Below are 16,091 nucleotides of genomic sequence, written 5' to 3' on the forward strand. Positions count from 1 at the left end.
GCAGATAAGTATTTCTGTCTTGTGTTCTGAAAACATTGAGATATTTAATTTTTTAAAAGGCGGCATTTATGCCGTCTTTTTTTCTCTCCCCAAATCAATAAAAGAAAAATATTCTGTCTGCTGTATAAAAGCTGAAATATGCAGATGCGATTCCCTTTACTCATGACAGAGCGGGGGAAAAGACAGGGAGAGCAGGCCGTATGACCTTGCATCAGATATTGGCACTCATGGTTATCGCTTTGATGATGGCTGTCTTTATCTGGGATCGGTTTCGCTATGATGTGGTTGCGCTGTGCTTCCTGCTGATCTCTGTCAGTCTCGGTCTGGTTCCCTATGACAAAGCTTTCACCGGTTTTGCGGATGATATTGTTATCATTGTCGGCAGTGCGCTGATTGTCAGTGCCGGTGTGGCACGCTCGGGCCTGATGGAGGCGGCGGTGCAGCGTTTTGTACCGCATCTCAATGCCGTGCGGCTGCAAATGCTGTTACTAGTCGGTGTGGTGACAGTTCTCTCGGCTTTCGTGAAAAATGTCGGCGCTCTGGCCATTATGATTCCGGTTGCACTGCAATTTGCGCGCCGTTCCAATGTATCCCCGTCGGTTTTCCTGATGCCGATGGCCTTTGGCGCACTGCTTGGCGGATTGATGACGCAGGTCGGCACATCGCCCAATATTGTGGTGTCACGTGTACGCGCTGAAATGGTGGGCGAGAGTTTCACCATGTTTGATTTCACGCCGGTCGGTGCAACGCTGGCTGTCGTGGGGATTATTTATCTGGCACTGTTCTACTGGCTGGTTCCGCAGCGTAAGCGCGAAAATGTCAGTGTGGATGAGGCTATTGAAATCCGCAATTATGTCTCGGAAGCACGGGTGCCGAAAGGTGCGACGGTTATCGGTAAAAAGATCACTGATCTGGTGAAACCGGCCGAAGGCAATGCGATGGTGACATCCATCTTGCGCGATACAAAACGCGTTGCACCGCTGCCGGATACGGTGATTGCTGAAGGCGATGTTATTCTGCTGGAAGGTGATCCGAAAGCGCTGGATGCGATTGTCAGCAATGGCAAGCTCAAACTGACGGAAGACCGCATACCTTCCGAGAATTCCGGTTCTGCCGAGATTGAGGCTATTGAAGCGGTGATCGGCAAGGATTCCGCGCTGATCGGTACATCGGCGCGCGGACTTAATCTCTATGAGAATTATGATGTTAATCTGCTGGCGGTGAGCCGTCAGGGAGAGCGTATCAGCGAGCGTCTGCGCGAGGTTATTCTGCATCAGGGCGATGTGGTGGTATTGCAGGGACGGCAGGGGATTTTGCCGCCATTGCTGCGCGAACTGGGCTGCCTGCCGCTGGCACGGCGTACCATTCTGCTCGGCAGTGTCCGGCGCGGGCTTATCCCGCTGTCGATCCTGCTGGTTGCTATCGGAATAACTGCCTTGGGCGTTGTGCCTGTCTCAATCGCCTTCTTTGCGGCGGCAGTGGCGATGGTTGTCTTCCGGGTTATTCCGGTCAGTGAGGTTTATTCATCCGTTGACGGGCCGATTCTCGTGATGCTGGCTGCGCTTATTCCGGTCAGTGATGCCTTGCGCACAACCGGTGCAACGGATGTGATAGCGCAATGGCTGACAATATTCGCACATCAAATGCCGCCTGCCGGTGCGCTGGCTCTGATTTTGATTACAGCAATGGCGGTCACACCGTTTCTCAATAATGCGGCGACAGTGCTGGTAATGGCGCCGATTGCCACCAGTTTTGCTTCCGGCCTCGGTTTTAAACCCGAAGCATTTCTGATGGCTGTGGCGATTGGTGCCGGTTGTGACTTTCTTTCGCCGATCGGCCACCAGTGCAATACACTTGTGATGGGGCCGGGCGGATATCGTTTCAGTGATTATCCGCGCCTTGGCCTGCCTTTGTCTTTCATCATTATTTGCGTGGCCGTACCGGTGCTGATGTTCTGGTGGCCTTTGCAGTAAATATCAACCGGCCATGAAGCCGGTTGAATCTTTCTGCCAGTAACCGGCAACCAGTGTCTGGTCACGGGATTTACCAAGCTGTTTGCGCCAGTAATCGCGCATGATTTTGGCACAGTCAGCTTCACCGGCAAACCAGCCGAAACTGTCACTACCGTCCGGCCAAGGCAAAGCGCAGAGCCTGTCTGTCAGTGCTGTTGCTGCTGCATCCTGATCGGCATTCACAATCCATTCGACAGTCACACCTTCAGGATGGGTGAGCGGCTGAATATCAGATTGCGCATCAACGGCAATCAGCACATGGCCGGTAACATCGGGTGTGAATTCTTCCAGCATCCGCCCGACAGCGGGCAGGCCGGTCATATCCGTGCCGATCAGATATTGTTTTGCCTGCCGCAGCGGACGGCCAACCGGCCCCATCAGACCGGCAATATCACCTGTGCGGGTATTTTTAGCCCATTGGCTGGCCAGCCCTTCGGTTTCATGAATATAGAAATCAATCTCCATCCAGCCTTCTTCAATATTGAGATTGCGGATGGTGTAAGCGCGCGCTGCCGGCCTCTTTGTTTCATCCGGCCAGAAGGGCAGGCCGTTCGGCCCCATGATCGGCCAGACAGGCTGCGGCACATCTTGGGTCGGCAATAGTAACCGCACATGCATGGCGCCGAACAGTGAAAAGCGTTTGAGGTCTTCACCGCTGAAACGGATCCGCAGCATATGCGGTGTGAAATAACGGGCAGAGACAATGGTCATCAGCCGGAATTGCGGCAGTGGCTGCTCACCGGCATGATCGCCTTCCCAGAGAATGTCCGGTGCTTCTTCTTTGGTATAGAGTTTGATGGCTACAGCAGCCAGATCTTTCAGGCGGCTCAGCCCGACAGTTTCACCGGCACGTAATGAAACCTGATAACCTTCAGGCTGCAATTTCAGCTCGATCTGTCCGAAAGGGTAATAAAATGCATGCAGTTCTTCATGCGCGTCATAATGCGCTTCATAGGAGTTGAGACGGTCGATAATCGGCGGCAGGTAGCTTGCCCCGTTGACGAGGCGGATATTGGCATAGCTGTGCAGTGATGATGAATGCTCTGACACGGTGTTCTCGATTTTGGAAACAGGATGAACGCAAAAAAGACAGGCAGCATAAAATGCCGCCTGCCAGACTGGAGAGGATTGGCGTTTTAACCGCCGAAACGTCCGGTAATGGCCACTTTGAAAGTGCGGCCTTTGCCTTGTTCTATATCTGAGGTTGTTGCCCAGCCGGTTTGCGCGTCGGTATAGGCTTTGTTGAAGATATTATCGACGCCGAAGTCGAGCTTCACATTGTCGGTAACCTGCCAGTTGGCAAAGACATTCACCAGATCAGTGCGCGGATAGACGGTCACGCCATTGCTGATCGCACGGGTCACTTTGCCAAGGCTCTGATATTCAATGCCGTAAACCAGACGGTCATCCAGAGCTTTAAGACCCAGCGCGGCGCTGAAATTATGCAGCGGCGTGTTACTCAGGGATTCGCCCTTATAGATACCGTCTTTCATTTCTGCATCGGTATAGGAGGCTGCGAGGTTCACATAGCCCCACCATGTGTCATAGGTGCCTTCCAGTTCTACGCCACGCAGACGGGCGGTGCCGACATTCTCCGAGGTCGTGTACTTGTCGATTTTAACGGTGTTGATGTAATCTTTTACATCCGTGTGGAAGATATTCAGCTTGGTGCGCAGCTGATCTCCGGCTTCAATCAGATTATCCTGTCGCAGATTGATGCCCGCCTCATAGGTGGTGGCGACTTCCGGTTTCAGGAACAGATTCGGCTCATAGCCGGAACCGTGAGAACCGTTCTGGCGGAACACATCCTGCATATGCGGAACGCGATAACCCTGCGCATAAAGCCCGTAGAACTGGATGCCCTCAACCGGTGTAATACCAACACTCAGGCGCGGCGAGATACGGTTACCGTCGAGGCTGACATCCTGAGACGGATTACCCGGAGAGGCCTTGCTGGTGCCATTGAGCTTATAACCGTCATAACGGACAGCACCGATCACTTCGAGCCATTTCTGATATTCGCCCTGCCATTGCACAAAGCCGCCATAGGCCTGCTGCTCGCCATTGCCGAAATTGTCAGTATCGGAGCGTCCGCGCAATTTATAGTAATCCATGCCGTAGGTTACGGTGTGTTTCAGGCTCCCGGTTTCAAAACGCGAGCTGTTATGGGCGCGGAAACCGGATGTCGAAACATCATAATAACGGGTTTTTCCATAGTCTTTCAGCTGCCAGACCTGAAACTGGTCATTATCCGTCGCGCTGTGATAGGCGTTGACGGAGAGATCCCAGAACGGATTATCATCCGGTCTGTAGGTGTAGCTGCCTGTATAGGTGCTGACGATCGTATCAGCATTATAGCGCGAAAGGGTTGGGGAAGCAGAGCCGCTGCTGCCGGTGATGATATCTTCATATTTCTGGCGGGAGATGCCGAATTTCAGCTCATGGCCTTCTGCAGGGCGCAGGGTGACTTTACCCATGCCGCTGATGGCTTTTTCACCTGTCCAGCGCACATAATCGCCGTCACCATTCTTATATTCATCACTGTCACGGTAATTGAGATTACCGATGACATCGAAATTCTCATTAAATCGGTAAGCACCGGTTGTGCTGGTGAGGAAGCCTTTTCCATTGCTTTCATAGCGTAGCTTTTCGCTCAAAGCCCAAGTTTCACCGTCATAGAGAAAGTCGCGGGCATCCTTGGTTTCAAAAGCAACCACGCCGCCAATGGCACCGGAACCATAGATGTTGGAAACGGGGCCGCGAATAACGGTCACCTGCTTGAGCAGTTCCGGTTCAATATAGAAGGAGCCGGAACCGTGGCCGACACGCCAGTAATCCTGCCTCGCGCCATCCAACGTTACTGCAACACGGCCATATTGCTGAAGGCCGCGAATATTAATCGAGGTTGCCGGATCATCACCGTTCAGTGAGGCATGAACACCCGGTGTGAAGCGGAAAATATCGGCAGCAGTTGTCGGCTGAATGCGGTCGATCTGCTGACGTGAGATCAGGCTGGTAGAAGCAATTGCATCAATTACCGCCTGATCATTGCTGAGCGGGGAGATGGTGATGGTATCGAGTTCCAGCACCTGAGACTTCGCTTTGTCAGCGGTTTTTTGCTCATCTGTTTGTTGCTGGGTTTTAACCGGCTTAGTCTGGGCAAGAAGAGGTGTTGCGCTGAATGCGAACAGCCCGATTGTACTGAGCACGGTTGTACCCAGCAGACGAAACGCGGAGTTCTGAGAGATTTTCATATTGCCCCCGATGATGCTGCCGGTTCACAGCGGGAGGGATTTCCGGCTATTGGCATGCATTAAGTTGACTCATTAACTCATATTAATTAGAGGCTATATAAATCATGATAAATAGAGTCAACTTTAATTATGCAAATCAGACAACTGTTCACTAAAGCGAAAAATCATCCCGATTATTACGCAATGAAGGCGATATTTTTGCTCGCAATCGCTCTGATCGTTGTGGTGTTCTGGCTGAATGTGAGTTCTGCCCGTGCCGCGCAGCAACAAGGCACGGCGCAACGCATTATCACGCTCGGGCCTGATGTGACCGAAATCGTCTATGCACTCGGCGCGGATGAAAAAATCATCGCCCTTGATCGCAGCAGCAAATATCCGGCGGATACAGCCAGTAAGACCAATGTCGGTTACCGCCGCAGCCTGTCCGCCGAAGGTGTGCTGGCTCTGCATCCAGATCTGATTATCGCGTCGGAAGATATCGGCCCGCCGGAAGTGGTGGATGTGCTCAACCAGTCCGGTGTGCCTGTGCTGTATATTCCGGCGGTTAACAGCCGTGAGGGACTGGTTACAAAAATCAGCCTGATTGCCGAGCGTCTGCAGCTGGAGCCGCAGGGGGAAGTGCTGACAAAATCGGTTACGGCAGATTTTGATGCGGCTATGGCGCATGTGCGCAAAGTCTCGGAAGGACGGGGAAAGAAAGTGGTGTTCTTCCACGGGCTGGCGAAGCTGAGCGGTGCGGGCAGCGATACGGCGGCAGATGCCTTTATCCGCCATGCAGGGGGCGTTAATCCGCTTGCGGTCTATAAAGGCTATAAAGCCGTGTCAGCAGAATGGTTGCTGGAAGCGGAGCCGGAAGTGGTGCTGATGCTGTCCGACGGGGCAGGCGGGCCTAAAGCAGAGGATGTGTTTTCGGATAAAGCGCTGCAAAACACGCCCGCAGCCCGAAACAAGGCGCTGATCGTTCTTGACGGGCCCTATATGCTTGGTTTCGGCCCTCGTACGGCAGAAGCTGTGCGCATTCTTGCTGATGCGCTTTATGGACAGTAATACGGATTAATCATCAACATCTTTGGGCAGCAGCTTTTCAATGTCGTGGAAAATCTGCTGCCATTCTTCTTCATTCAGATCAAAAAGCTGGAAACTGCGCAGCAGAAAAGCACCTTCATTGGCGATGAATGCAAGGCGGGTATTGCGTCCTTGCTGAGTGGAGACATCCAGCCCGTCCAGTTGTTTGCGATACCATTGCCGTGTTTTATCCAGCTGTTCTGAACTGGGTTCAAGGCTGGCAAGCATGGCCGCAAGACGTGAATCACCAAGCGGGTCACTGTCCCTTGTTACGCGAATATGCGCCGCTATATGGGAGAGGGCATCGGCTCTGCCATTCTGCATGGCGGTCACTTGTTTGTCGAAATCAATGCCCCAGCGTGTCAGCATAGCATCGACCAGTCCGTCTTTATTGCCGAAACAATATTGCACGCCGCCCTTGGTGATACCGGCAGCCTTGGCCAGCGCATCAATGGTCAAAGCCGGTGCGCCATGCTCCACAACGATCTTTTCGGCCAGATCCAGCAAATGATTGCGGTCAATGGTGCGCGGACGGCCAATTTTTTTGAGTTTTTTACTTTCCATACGTATGGATTTAAATTAACGACCATCAGGTTTCAAGCTTTTTCCGTAAAACAACACATTTTGTCGTTCTGCGGGGCAGGTTATAAAAGTGCTGAAACTTCAGCACAGAAGAAGTGGATATTATCAATGACATTGCATAATCGCTGGCTGGTACTGGCCATCGTCTCAAGTGCATTATTCCTGATCGTGATTGATATGACTGTGCTTTACACAGCATTGCCGCGGCTTACCCATGATCTTGCGGCCAGCGCATCAGAGAAACTCTGGATTATTAATGCTTACCCGCTGGTCGTTGCAGGCCTGTTGCCGGGTGTCGGCAGTCTTGGCGACCGTCTCGGGCATAAACGCATGTTCACAGCGGGGCTTGTGGTTTTTGGTATTGCGTCACTCGCAGCAGCCTATGCACCAAATGCGGAAATGCTGATTGCTGCGCGCGTGCTGCTTGCCGTTGGTGCTGCAATGATGATGCCGGCAACACTCTCGATCATTCGCCTGACTTTCGAAGATGAGAACGAACGCTCTTTCGCAATCGGTATCTGGGCGGCGGTGGCCTCCGGCGGTGCAGCCTTCGGTCCTGTTGTCGGTGGTGTTTTGCTGGAATATTTCTGGTGGGGTTCCGTCTTCCTTATCAATGTGCCGGTGGTGCTGATTGCGCTGGTTCTGGCTTTGACCGTGCTGGAGACCCGTCCCGGTAATAAAAACCGCCAATGGGATCTGATCGGTTCCGTTCAGGTCATGATCGGTCTTGTCGGCGTGACTTTTGCCCTGAAAGAGCTGGCCAAGCGCGACAGTTCCATGTTGCTCTTTGCCGTCTCTATGATTGTCGGTTTGATTGCGCTGGTGGTGTTCTATCGCAGGCAGCGGGCAACCAATGGTATGCTTGTTGATTTCTCGCTGTTTGGTAACCGAAAATTCTCGTCCGGCGTGATGGCGGCTTCTGTCTCTTCGGCAGCTCTGATCGGTGTGGAACTGGTTTTCAGTCAGCGTTTGCAGCTTGTTGCCGGTTATTCGCCGCTGCAGGCCGGTCTGCTCATTCTGCCAATTCCGCTGGCCGCCTTTGTTGCGGGGCCGCTGGTTGGTTGGGGGCTGCCAAAAATCGGTGAGGCACGGGTGCTTTGGGGCGGTATGCTGATTACCGGTCTTGGCACAGCGCTTTATCTGCTGAGCTTCCAGATGCAGCCGCAGATCTGGCTGATCGGCCTGATGATTATGGGTTTTGGTGTCGGTGCGGCAATGACCGGTGCTTCAACTGCGATCATGGGCAATGCGCCGGAAGAAAAAGCCGGTATGGCAGCTTCTGTTGAGGAAGTGTCCTATGAGCTTGGCGGTGCTACAGGTGTTACGATTTTCGGTAGCCTGATGACCGCGATCTATACGGCATTTATGATCGTGCCGGAAGGATCGGGTTTTCCTGAAACGATCCGTGACAGTCTGGATGAAGCTTTGCTGCTGGCAGAAACCCTGCCTGCGGAACAGGCACAGCATCTGCGTGAGGTTGGCTTTATGGCCTTTGATCAGGCCTTTATGTGGGTGATTGCAACGGCGTCATTGCTGATTTTTGCAACGGCATTGCTGATCTACCGGATGAACCGGAAAGCATAAACAAAGACCGGCTCATTCTGACGGATGAGCCGGTCTTATTATTTGAACAGAGATGATGATTATTTCTCATCTTTCATACGGGCGAAATAATTCGCCAGCAGCGCACCGGAAATATTGTGCCATACGCTGAAGATCGCGCTTGGTACTGCGGCCAGCGGCGAGAAATGCGCAGCGGCAAGTGCCGCGCCCAGACCGCTGTTCTGCATGCCGACTTCAACCGCAATGGCTTTACGCTTGGCAAGAGACATGCCGGTAAGTTTGGCAGCGGTAAAGCCGAGCATATAGCCGATGCCATTGTGCAATACGACAACAAGGAAAATCAGCAGGCCGGTGGTGGCAATTGCATTTTTGTTCATCGCAACCACGGCGGCAACAATCAGCACGATACCGGTCACGCTCACCAGTGGAAGGCAAGGCACAGCCGTTTTAACGATTTCCGGAACGAGTTTCTGTGCCAGTACGCCGAGTGCCAGCGGCACGAGGATCACTTTAACAATGCTCATGAACATTGCCATTGCATCAACCGGCAGGAACTGGCTGGCGAAGAACCAGACGAGGAATGGCGTAACCAGCGGGGCAGCCAGCGTGGTCACACTGGTGCAGGCAACGGACAATGCCACATCGCCTTTGCCAAGATAGGTCATCACATTGCTGGATGTACCGCCCGGGCAGCAGCCGACGAGAATAACACCGGCAGCGACTTCCGGTGACATCGGAATGATCTTGGTCAGCAATACGGCAAGCAGCGGCATAATCAGAAACTGCGAGGCAACACCGATACCCACATCGGCCGGGCGGCGAACGACTTCACGGAAGTCATCAAGGGAGAGGGTAAGCCCCATGCTGAACATGATGATACCGAGCAGGGTAACAATATGAGGGGCGAATTGTTTAAAGGTCTCAGGGAATACAAAACCCAGTACGGCAAACAGCAGAACCCAGACCGCAAAAGTCTTGCCTACAAAAGCCGAAAAGCTTGCCAGCATTTTCATTACAGATAGTCCTTATTTAATAACTGACCCCGCTCTTGAGTGCATCCCGAAAAGTGCGAAGCGGTTTTCGGATAAGATGCGCGTAAAAATAGATAGAGCGGTTCCAACGATTTTATTTTAACTGGAACCGCTCTAAATTTTATGAGGCGGCATGGCAAGTTATTAATGAAATAAAATAAGTGCATTACGGGTAATAAAATGAGTCTGTGCGGCAGGCATATAGGCCTAAAGTTTCAGAGCAGCTGTAAATAAAAACACCCGCCATAGCTGTGTATGGCGGGTGCGTTAGTTTTGTTTGTCAGTCTGTATCGTCAGGCTGTCTTTTTATTGTCGCCCATTTGGAAAATCGCGAACAATGCGATGACAGCTGCGATACTGACATACCATGCAGGGGCGCTGTAGCCGAGCGAAGTGGTGCCGAGCCATGTCAGCGCTGCCGGAGCAAAACCACCGAAAATCGTGGTGGAGATGTTATAGGCCAGCGACATACCGGTTGAACGGATATGGGTCGGGAAGACTTCGGACAGGGCGGAAGGTGCAACGCCAACCACACCGGCAACCATAACACAGAAGCAGCTCTGAACAGTGATCAGGGTGCCGAGTGTCGGTGAGTGATGCAGCCACCACAGCAGCGGATGGATAGCCACCAGCAATACGGTTGTGGTGATCGCCAGTGTCAGACGACGGCCGATCTTGTCGGAAACAGCACCGGCAGCGATACAGGCAATAGCCATCAGAATATTACTGATAAGCGCCGAGATGAATGCCTGCGTACCGGTGAAACCGAATGCACGCTGCACATAGACCGGCATATAGATAACCATGACATAGACGCTGGCTGCCCAGAGCACGGAGAAGGCTGTACCTTTGAGCAATGCACCGCGATAGGTGGTGAAAATCTCTTTCAGCGGAGCATGTTCTTTGTGCGCGGCTTCCGGTTTTTCGTCAAATTTCGCTTTGAAATGTGGTGTTTCATCCAGCGAACGGCGCATCCACAGACCGACAGGGGCAATCAGCAGGCCGAGGATGAACGGAATACGCCAGCCCCAGTCACCGATCTGATCTTCAGTCAGCAGCGATGTAACGCCCAGTGCTACAAAGGCACCGATAATATTGGAAAATGCCATACTGGCCTGCAGCCATGCAGCATATTTGCCCTTTTGGCCTTCCGGTGCATGTTCCACCAGAAAGGCCGCCGCACTGCCGACTTCACCACCGGCTGAGAAGCCCTGCAGCACACGGCCTGCAAGAATAATCATCGGTGCGCCGATACCGATAGCGGCATAGGTTGGTGCAATGGCGATCAGCAGCGTACCGGCTGCCATAATCATGATGGTCAGAAACAGCGCCGCTTTACGACCGGCTTTGTCGGCATAAACGCCGAGCACAACCGCGCCGAGCGGACGGATCAGAAAGCCGAGGCCAAAGGCCAGAAACGACTTAATCAGTTCGACAGTGTCATTGCCGCCAGGAAAGAAATTCTTGGCGATATAAACCGCAAACAAGGCGTAGATTGTAAAATCATACCATTCCAGAGCATTACCGATTGAGGCAGCAGCGACAGCCTTTTTGGCGTTGGAATTATGCTTTGTATGCGATGGTATAGTTGGATTATGTGTAACGTCCGTCATAGGACTGGCTCTCCCCCAAACATTCCGGCTGTGGTCTTTTATCTCTCATCTCCCACCAGCAATACGAGACAGTAACAATTTAACTTTGTGTCGGCATTTGACAAAAAATGAATGTCTCCATAGCGAAAAACGAAATAGTGTTTCGACGGAACAATATTTTTGTATTTATGGCATATTGGATTGATATTCTTGGTAAAAATCACTGATGAAGGTCTGTGCCTATGATCGAGCTGCGGCAGCTTTCTTACTTCGTGGCGGCCTGCCATCAAACCAGTTTCAGCAAGGCGGCTGAAATGCTGGATATTGCGCTGTCAACACTCAGCGTGGCACTGCAGAATCTGGAAGAGGAAGTCGGTGCGCAATTATTCCGTCGCGTGCCTGCGGGGCTTACCCCGACTGTGGCCGGGCGCTGGCTTTACCGTGCTGCTATTCCGCTGTTGCAGGCTGAAGCCTTTACCCGTCAGGCGGCGATGCGGGAATGCACCGAAGAGAATGAATTCAGCCATCTGGTGGTGGAAGTCCAGCTGATGTTCTCGCTGGGCAATGTCTCCAAAGCCATCAGTACGGCGCTTGCCGGATTGCAGAAAGACTATCCGGATGTGTTTATTGAGCCGCATTGGGGCAGTGCGGATGGTGATCCGGCTTTACCGCTGACAGAGAGTGCGAAAAGCAGCCGGATTATTTTCAGCTATGAGAAAAAGGGTGTCGCCATCCACGATGATCCGTGGGTGCTGGCGCGTAGTCTGCCTGTGCAGTCAGGCGAAGCGCCTGCTTTGCAGGATATGCTGGCTGGCCCTGTGATTGTGCCTGCATTGCCGGAACCGCTGCTACATGACCTCTCTGCTTATCTGGCAAAGTACCCGATTAAAAATATCCGCTTCACGCAGGACCATCCGGGCACTCTGGCGCGCTTAAGCGGGGAGCACCCTGATACGGCTTTTCTGGTGCCGCAAAGCACGCTGGCAAACCGTATGGGCTTGCATCGGCTCAAACTGGTGCCGCTTGATCCGCCGCTCATCAGTCAGGTGCGGGTGCATATTGCCGATCCGCATCCGGTGGCGGAAGAGACTGTGCGCCGTATTCGTGCGGCACTGATTTCCGGTGAAACATCGCCGCTTTATCAGCCGCAACTGACCAGACGGCAATTCAGCTATTTCCGGCTCATTGACAACAATCGCAATCTCACAGCAGCCGCCCGCATGGCAAAAGTCGCCCAACCGGCTATTACCGGCCAGCTGCGCAAGATGGAGCAGGTGATCGGCAAGCCGCTGTTCGAGCGCCGCCGCGACGGACTGGTGCCGACAGATGCCGGACGGGTTTTTCGTATCGGTAGTGATCTGATCGATGCGCGTTTGCAATCCATGGCCGTGCATAGTGCCGGATCGCTGGGGCGCAACCGTTCGCGGTTGCGGATTGGCGTTTTGCCGTCCGTCAGTCAGGAAAGCACTTTGCTGGCAGGGATGACCGATGCCGTGCTGCGCTGGCGAAAGAACCATCCGCAGATTGATCTGCAAATTCTCGAAGCGCCGACGAGTGTCTTGCAGGATTGGGTGCAGGCAGGTGTGATCAGCCTTGCCGTGCTGGAAACCGATATGCCGCATATGGCGCGTTTCAGTCTCAATGTGGAAGAGCCGCTGTCGCTGATCTGTCATCCCGATCTGGCAGCGGAACTCTCTCAGAATACGGGCGTTGATCTGGAAACACTGCGTCAGGTGCCGCTGGTTCTGCCGACTATGACTTTCGGCATCCGGCAATTGCTGGATGCCCAACTGAGCGAACATCATCTGACATTAGAGCCGGTAATCGAGATCAATTCTCTGCCGATGATGATCGCGATGATCCGGCGTGAAAAGCTTGCCACTTTGCTGCCGGTCTCAGCCGTGCGCCGTGATCTGGAGCAGGGCACATTGGTAAGCCTTGAACTGAAGCCGCATATTCTGCGCAGGTTGTTTGTGATTTATTCCAATGCCCGTACCCTGACGGTTGCCGAAAGAGAACTGGTGCGCGAATTGCGCGAGGCACTTACTCCATAATCGGCTTAGAGCGCCGTGTGCCAGACTTGGCACACAAAGGTCGCTCTAACACTTTAAAATTAGAGCATAATTTTACCTTAAACTGATCTAAGTTTAAGGAATTATGCTCTGGAAATGAAAACAGGCGAAACCGGAGTTCCGCCTGTTTTCTTCACGGGGGCATTTTCTAGGTTTTACGCCAGATTGAAGTGGCGGATGTTTTTCTTTTCCGCTTCGTCCAGCGCTTCTTCATAACCGGCATCGGCATAACGCATCACGCCGAGCGAAGTGTCATTGGTCAGCGACAGTTCAATGCGGGTATCCGCATCATCTGTACCATCGGCCACAACGGTTACACCCGCGCTGGTCATGTAGCCGGAATAGCCGCCGCCACCGGAATGGATCGCGACCAGATCGGCCTGCGACGAGCACATGGCCAGACCATTAATCAGCGGCCAGTCGGCAATTGCGTCAGAACCGTCACGCATATTCTCAGTCATGATATTCGGATGCGCCATGGCACCGGCATCAAGATGGTCGCGGGTAAAGGCAACAGGGCCGGACAGCGTACCGTCACGCACCATGCTGTTCACTGCGAGTGCCAGCTGAGTGCGTTCGCCATGGCCAAGCCATGCAATACGTGCCGGCAGACCTTCAAACGGCACATTCTCACCGGCGAGATGGATCCAGTTGGTGACAATGCGGTTATCTGCAAATGCCTTGAGGATGTAATTGTCGATAATGCGGATATCTTCCTGATTATTCGACAGAGCAATCCAGCGGAACGGGCCAATCGCACGACAGAACAACGGACGCAGGAAGGCTTCGGTGAAGACCGGAATATTGAACGCATCTGCCACGCCGCCGTCTTTGGCATGGGTGCGGATCAGGTTACCATTGTCAAAAACGACCGAACCGGCTTTCTGGAAGCCAAGCATGGCTGTGACATGACGAACGATGGAAGCGCGGCTTTCATTCATCAGGGTCTGCGGATCGCTCTTACGCATGGCACGGGCTTCATCCAGCGAACGGGTTGCCGGTACATAGCCGTAAACCAGATCATGGGCGGAAGTCTGGTCAGTTACGATATCCGGAATGATATTGCGTTCCAGAATCTGCTCATAAAGATCAGCGGCATTGCCGTGAACGCCGATGGAAACAGCGCGTTTCTCGGCCATCGCTGTTTTGATCTGCGCCAGCGCATCGTCAAGATCTTTGGCAATCACATCAAGGAAACCGATGTCTTTGCGCTTCTGAATGCGTTCCTGATCGATTTCAACGCAGAGCGTAACTGCTCCTGCCATACGGCCTGCCAACGGCTGCGCGCCGCCCATGCCACCTAGACCGGCGGTGAGGATCAGACGACCGGCCAGATCATTGTTGAAACTCTGTTCGGCGATGCGCATGAAGATTTCATAGGTGCCCTGAATAACACCCTGCGAGCCGATATACTGCCAGTCACCGGCAGTGAGACCACCCCAGCAGATCAGGTTCTGCTTTTCCCATTCGTAGAAATTTTCAGCCTTCGCCCACTGACCAACCATATTGCAGTTGGCCATAATCACGACAGGTGCCTGTTTATGGGTTTTCAAAATGCCGATCGGCCTGCCGGACTGCACGACGAGGGTTTCGTCTTCTTCAATCTTGTGCAGGCTTTCAACGATCTTGTCATGGGACGGCCAGTCGCGTGCAGCTTTACCGAGTGCAGCATAGACCACCAGATTGTCAGGGTCTTCACCCACAGCCAGCACGTTTTCCATCAGACGCAGTAGACCTTCAGCGCGCCAGTTCTTACAGCGCAGCTCGGTGCCGGATGTGACGTTAAATTGTTTCTTGGACATAATAATACTTTCTAAACCGCTAACTCAGGCCAGTGCGTAATCGGCAAGGGAAATACCGAGTGCCTTTTCGACAATCGGATAAACGCTCGGGTCTTTGACCGAGGCGCTGAGCGGGATTTCTGTCTTGTTGATGTGGAACACAAGAATTTCCATGCCTTCATGGACATTGCCGACACTGACAGGGCTGCCATTGGTATCGAGCGTGGTGATCACGTCAGGGAAGGTGGCAAGACGTTGACCGTCACCGTCATCCACGGCCATATATTCGTTCATCACATGCAGGATCACATCGCGGTTGCCGTCACGCACGGTGATGGTGCCGATGTCGAAAGCTTCCTGCGTGTAATGCACATTTTTGGCAGTAACTTTGCCCTGTGCGAGAATGCTGCCATTGGTGGTTTTGCAGATCGCATCAATCACCGCAGTTGCACCTTTGCTCTGAGCTGCGCGAATGGCTTCGCCAAGGGTCAGAGCGCGGGAAATACCGCCGAGCGCTGCATTCTTGCGCACATAGGAAGCACGCAGCGGATTGCGGCAGCTGGCGATGAAACCACCGGACATATCGGAGGCTTTGCGCAGGATCGGTGAGATTTTTGCTGTCGCGCCGCGTGTGACCAGCTCGATATAGGAGTTGGAATCGCGATGGCCGCCAACGGCTGTCTGGATCATCTGCTCAGGGCTGTTGGCCATGCCGATGGAACCCATATCGCCGGTCGGATGCGCACGGATATCGCCCACTGCATCAATTACTTTAGTGCCGAGAACAGCGGAAGGCAGCCATGCATTCATGGTGCTGGACATACCGTTCTGGCCGATCATCAGGCCGTAGACTTCATCGCCCAGTTCATATTGCAGCAGTTCAACGGCTTTCACATAGTCAATGCCGAGCATTTCCCACTGGGTGGTGCTGGCCGGTGCGCCGATCGCAGCGGCTGTGGCGATCCATGCATCATCGGATACTTCTTCCATATCCACCAGTTCAGGCCGGCCAATGGTGACCGCAGTAGTGCCCAGCATACGGCCATGCTCGACCCAGCCGCCGCCGCCTGCTGCAAAGACCGAACCGCCTGCAATTGCGGATTCCACGTCATCCAATGTTAAAATACGCCCCATAATGG

11 protein-coding genes are annotated in these 16,091 nt (G+C 53.2%); 4 read left to right on the top strand and 7 right to left on the bottom strand.

The genetic code is table 11. The features are described from left to right. The first annotated feature begins 200 nt into the window (after window positions 1–200). Complete coding sequence (locus LDL70_RS05685; RefSeq protein WP_116088101.1) at window positions 201–1,973, top strand: SLC13 family permease; 1,773 nt, start codon at window positions 201–203, stop codon at window positions 1,971–1,973. Window positions 1,974–1,976: 3 nt separating this feature from the next. On the opposite strand, the gene LDL70_RS05690 is transcribed toward LDL70_RS05685, so the two are convergent. Together LDL70_RS05690 and LDL70_RS05695 are read right to left on the bottom strand one after the other, a co-directional pair. Next, on the bottom strand, window positions 1,977–3,062 hold the full coding sequence (locus tag LDL70_RS05690) for a siderophore-interacting protein (protein ID WP_225687675.1): 1,086 nt from the start codon (window positions 3,060–3,062) through the stop codon (window positions 1,977–1,979). Window positions 3,063–3,148: 86 nt separating this feature from the next. After that, a complete protein-coding gene (locus tag LDL70_RS05695) occupies window positions 3,149–5,266 on the bottom strand; it encodes a TonB-dependent hemoglobin/transferrin/lactoferrin family receptor (RefSeq protein WP_225687676.1) in 2,118 nt (705 codons plus the stop codon). A gap of 198 nt (window positions 5,267–5,464) precedes the next feature. Between LDL70_RS05695 and LDL70_RS05700 the strand changes: the two genes are divergently transcribed. Then, window positions 5,465–6,313 (top strand): hemin ABC transporter substrate-binding protein, encoded by an 849-nt coding sequence (locus tag LDL70_RS05700; RefSeq protein ID WP_225687677.1) that lies wholly within the window; start codon window positions 5,465–5,467, stop codon window positions 6,311–6,313. A 6-nt stretch (window positions 6,314–6,319) separates the two neighbouring features. On the opposite strand, the gene LDL70_RS05705 is transcribed toward LDL70_RS05700, so the two are convergent. Continuing rightward, window positions 6,320–6,895, bottom strand: a complete 576-nt coding sequence (locus LDL70_RS05705) for a TetR/AcrR family transcriptional regulator (protein WP_225687678.1) — start codon at window positions 6,893–6,895, stop codon at window positions 6,320–6,322. A gap of 126 nt (window positions 6,896–7,021) precedes the next feature. Between LDL70_RS05705 and LDL70_RS05710 the strand changes: the two genes are divergently transcribed. Next, window positions 7,022–8,497 (top strand): MFS transporter, encoded by a 1,476-nt coding sequence (locus tag LDL70_RS05710; RefSeq protein WP_225687679.1) that lies wholly within the window; start codon window positions 7,022–7,024, stop codon window positions 8,495–8,497. 59 nt (window positions 8,498–8,556) lie between these two features. Here LDL70_RS05710 and LDL70_RS05715 read toward each other — a convergent pair whose 3' ends face one another. Next, window positions 8,557–9,489 (bottom strand): bile acid:sodium symporter family protein, encoded by a 933-nt coding sequence (locus LDL70_RS05715; RefSeq protein WP_225687680.1) that lies wholly within the window; start codon window positions 9,487–9,489, stop codon window positions 8,557–8,559. Window positions 9,490–9,800: 311 nt separating this feature from the next. Continuing rightward, entirely contained in the window at window positions 9,801–11,120 is a 1,320-nt protein-coding gene (locus tag LDL70_RS05720; protein WP_022710359.1) for an MFS transporter, read from the bottom strand. Window positions 11,121–11,341: 221 nt separating this feature from the next. Between LDL70_RS05720 and LDL70_RS05725 the strand changes: the two genes are divergently transcribed. Beyond that, window positions 11,342–13,153 (top strand): LysR family transcriptional regulator, encoded by a 1,812-nt coding sequence (locus tag LDL70_RS05725; protein WP_225687681.1) that lies wholly within the window; start codon window positions 11,342–11,344, stop codon window positions 13,151–13,153. Window positions 13,154–13,326: 173 nt separating this feature from the next. Here the strand turns inward: LDL70_RS05725 and LDL70_RS05730 are convergent, their stop codons facing one another. Together LDL70_RS05730 and LDL70_RS05735 are read right to left on the bottom strand one after the other, a co-directional pair. Continuing rightward, on the bottom strand, window positions 13,327–14,973 hold the full coding sequence (locus LDL70_RS05730) for a urocanate hydratase (protein WP_225687682.1): 1,647 nt from the start codon (window positions 14,971–14,973) through the stop codon (window positions 13,327–13,329). A gap of 24 nt (window positions 14,974–14,997) precedes the next feature. Continuing rightward, entirely contained in the window at window positions 14,998–16,086 is a 1,089-nt protein-coding gene (locus LDL70_RS05735) for a DUF917 family protein (protein WP_022710356.1), read from the bottom strand. Window positions 16,087–16,091 lie beyond the last annotated feature (5 nt).

It is taken from the genome of Pseudochrobactrum sp. XF203, assembly GCF_020341615.1.
Classification (GTDB): domain Bacteria; phylum Pseudomonadota; class Alphaproteobacteria; order Rhizobiales; family Rhizobiaceae; genus Pseudochrobactrum; species Pseudochrobactrum saccharolyticum.

Excerpts from the sequence above, each read along its gene's own strand:
- LDL70_RS05725 (WP_225687681.1), top strand. The coding sequence starts at position 11,342 with ATGATCGAGCTGCGGCAGCTTTCTTACTTCGTGGCGGCCTGCCATCAA.
- LDL70_RS05730 (WP_225687682.1), bottom strand. The coding sequence starts at position 14,973 with ATGTCCAAGAAACAATTTAACGTCACATCCGGCACCGAGCTGCGCTGT.
- LDL70_RS05710 (WP_225687679.1), top strand. The coding sequence starts at position 7,022 with ATGACATTGCATAATCGCTGGCTGGTACTGGCCATCGTCTCAAGTGCA.
- LDL70_RS05735 (WP_022710356.1), bottom strand. The coding sequence starts at position 16,086 with ATGGGGCGTATTTTAACATTGGATGACGTGGAATCCGCAATTGCAGGC.
- LDL70_RS05720 (WP_022710359.1), bottom strand. The coding sequence starts at position 11,120 with ATGACGGACGTTACACATAATCCAACTATACCATCGCATACAAAGCAT.
- LDL70_RS05695 (WP_225687676.1), bottom strand. The coding sequence starts at position 5,266 with ATGAAAATCTCTCAGAACTCCGCGTTTCGTCTGCTGGGTACAACCGTG.
- LDL70_RS05705 (WP_225687678.1), bottom strand. The coding sequence starts at position 6,895 with ATGGAAAGTAAAAAACTCAAAAAAATTGGCCGTCCGCGCACCATTGAC.
- LDL70_RS05715 (WP_225687680.1), bottom strand. The coding sequence starts at position 9,489 with ATGAAAATGCTGGCAAGCTTTTCGGCTTTTGTAGGCAAGACTTTTGCG.
- LDL70_RS05685 (WP_116088101.1), top strand. The coding sequence starts at position 201 with ATGACCTTGCATCAGATATTGGCACTCATGGTTATCGCTTTGATGATG.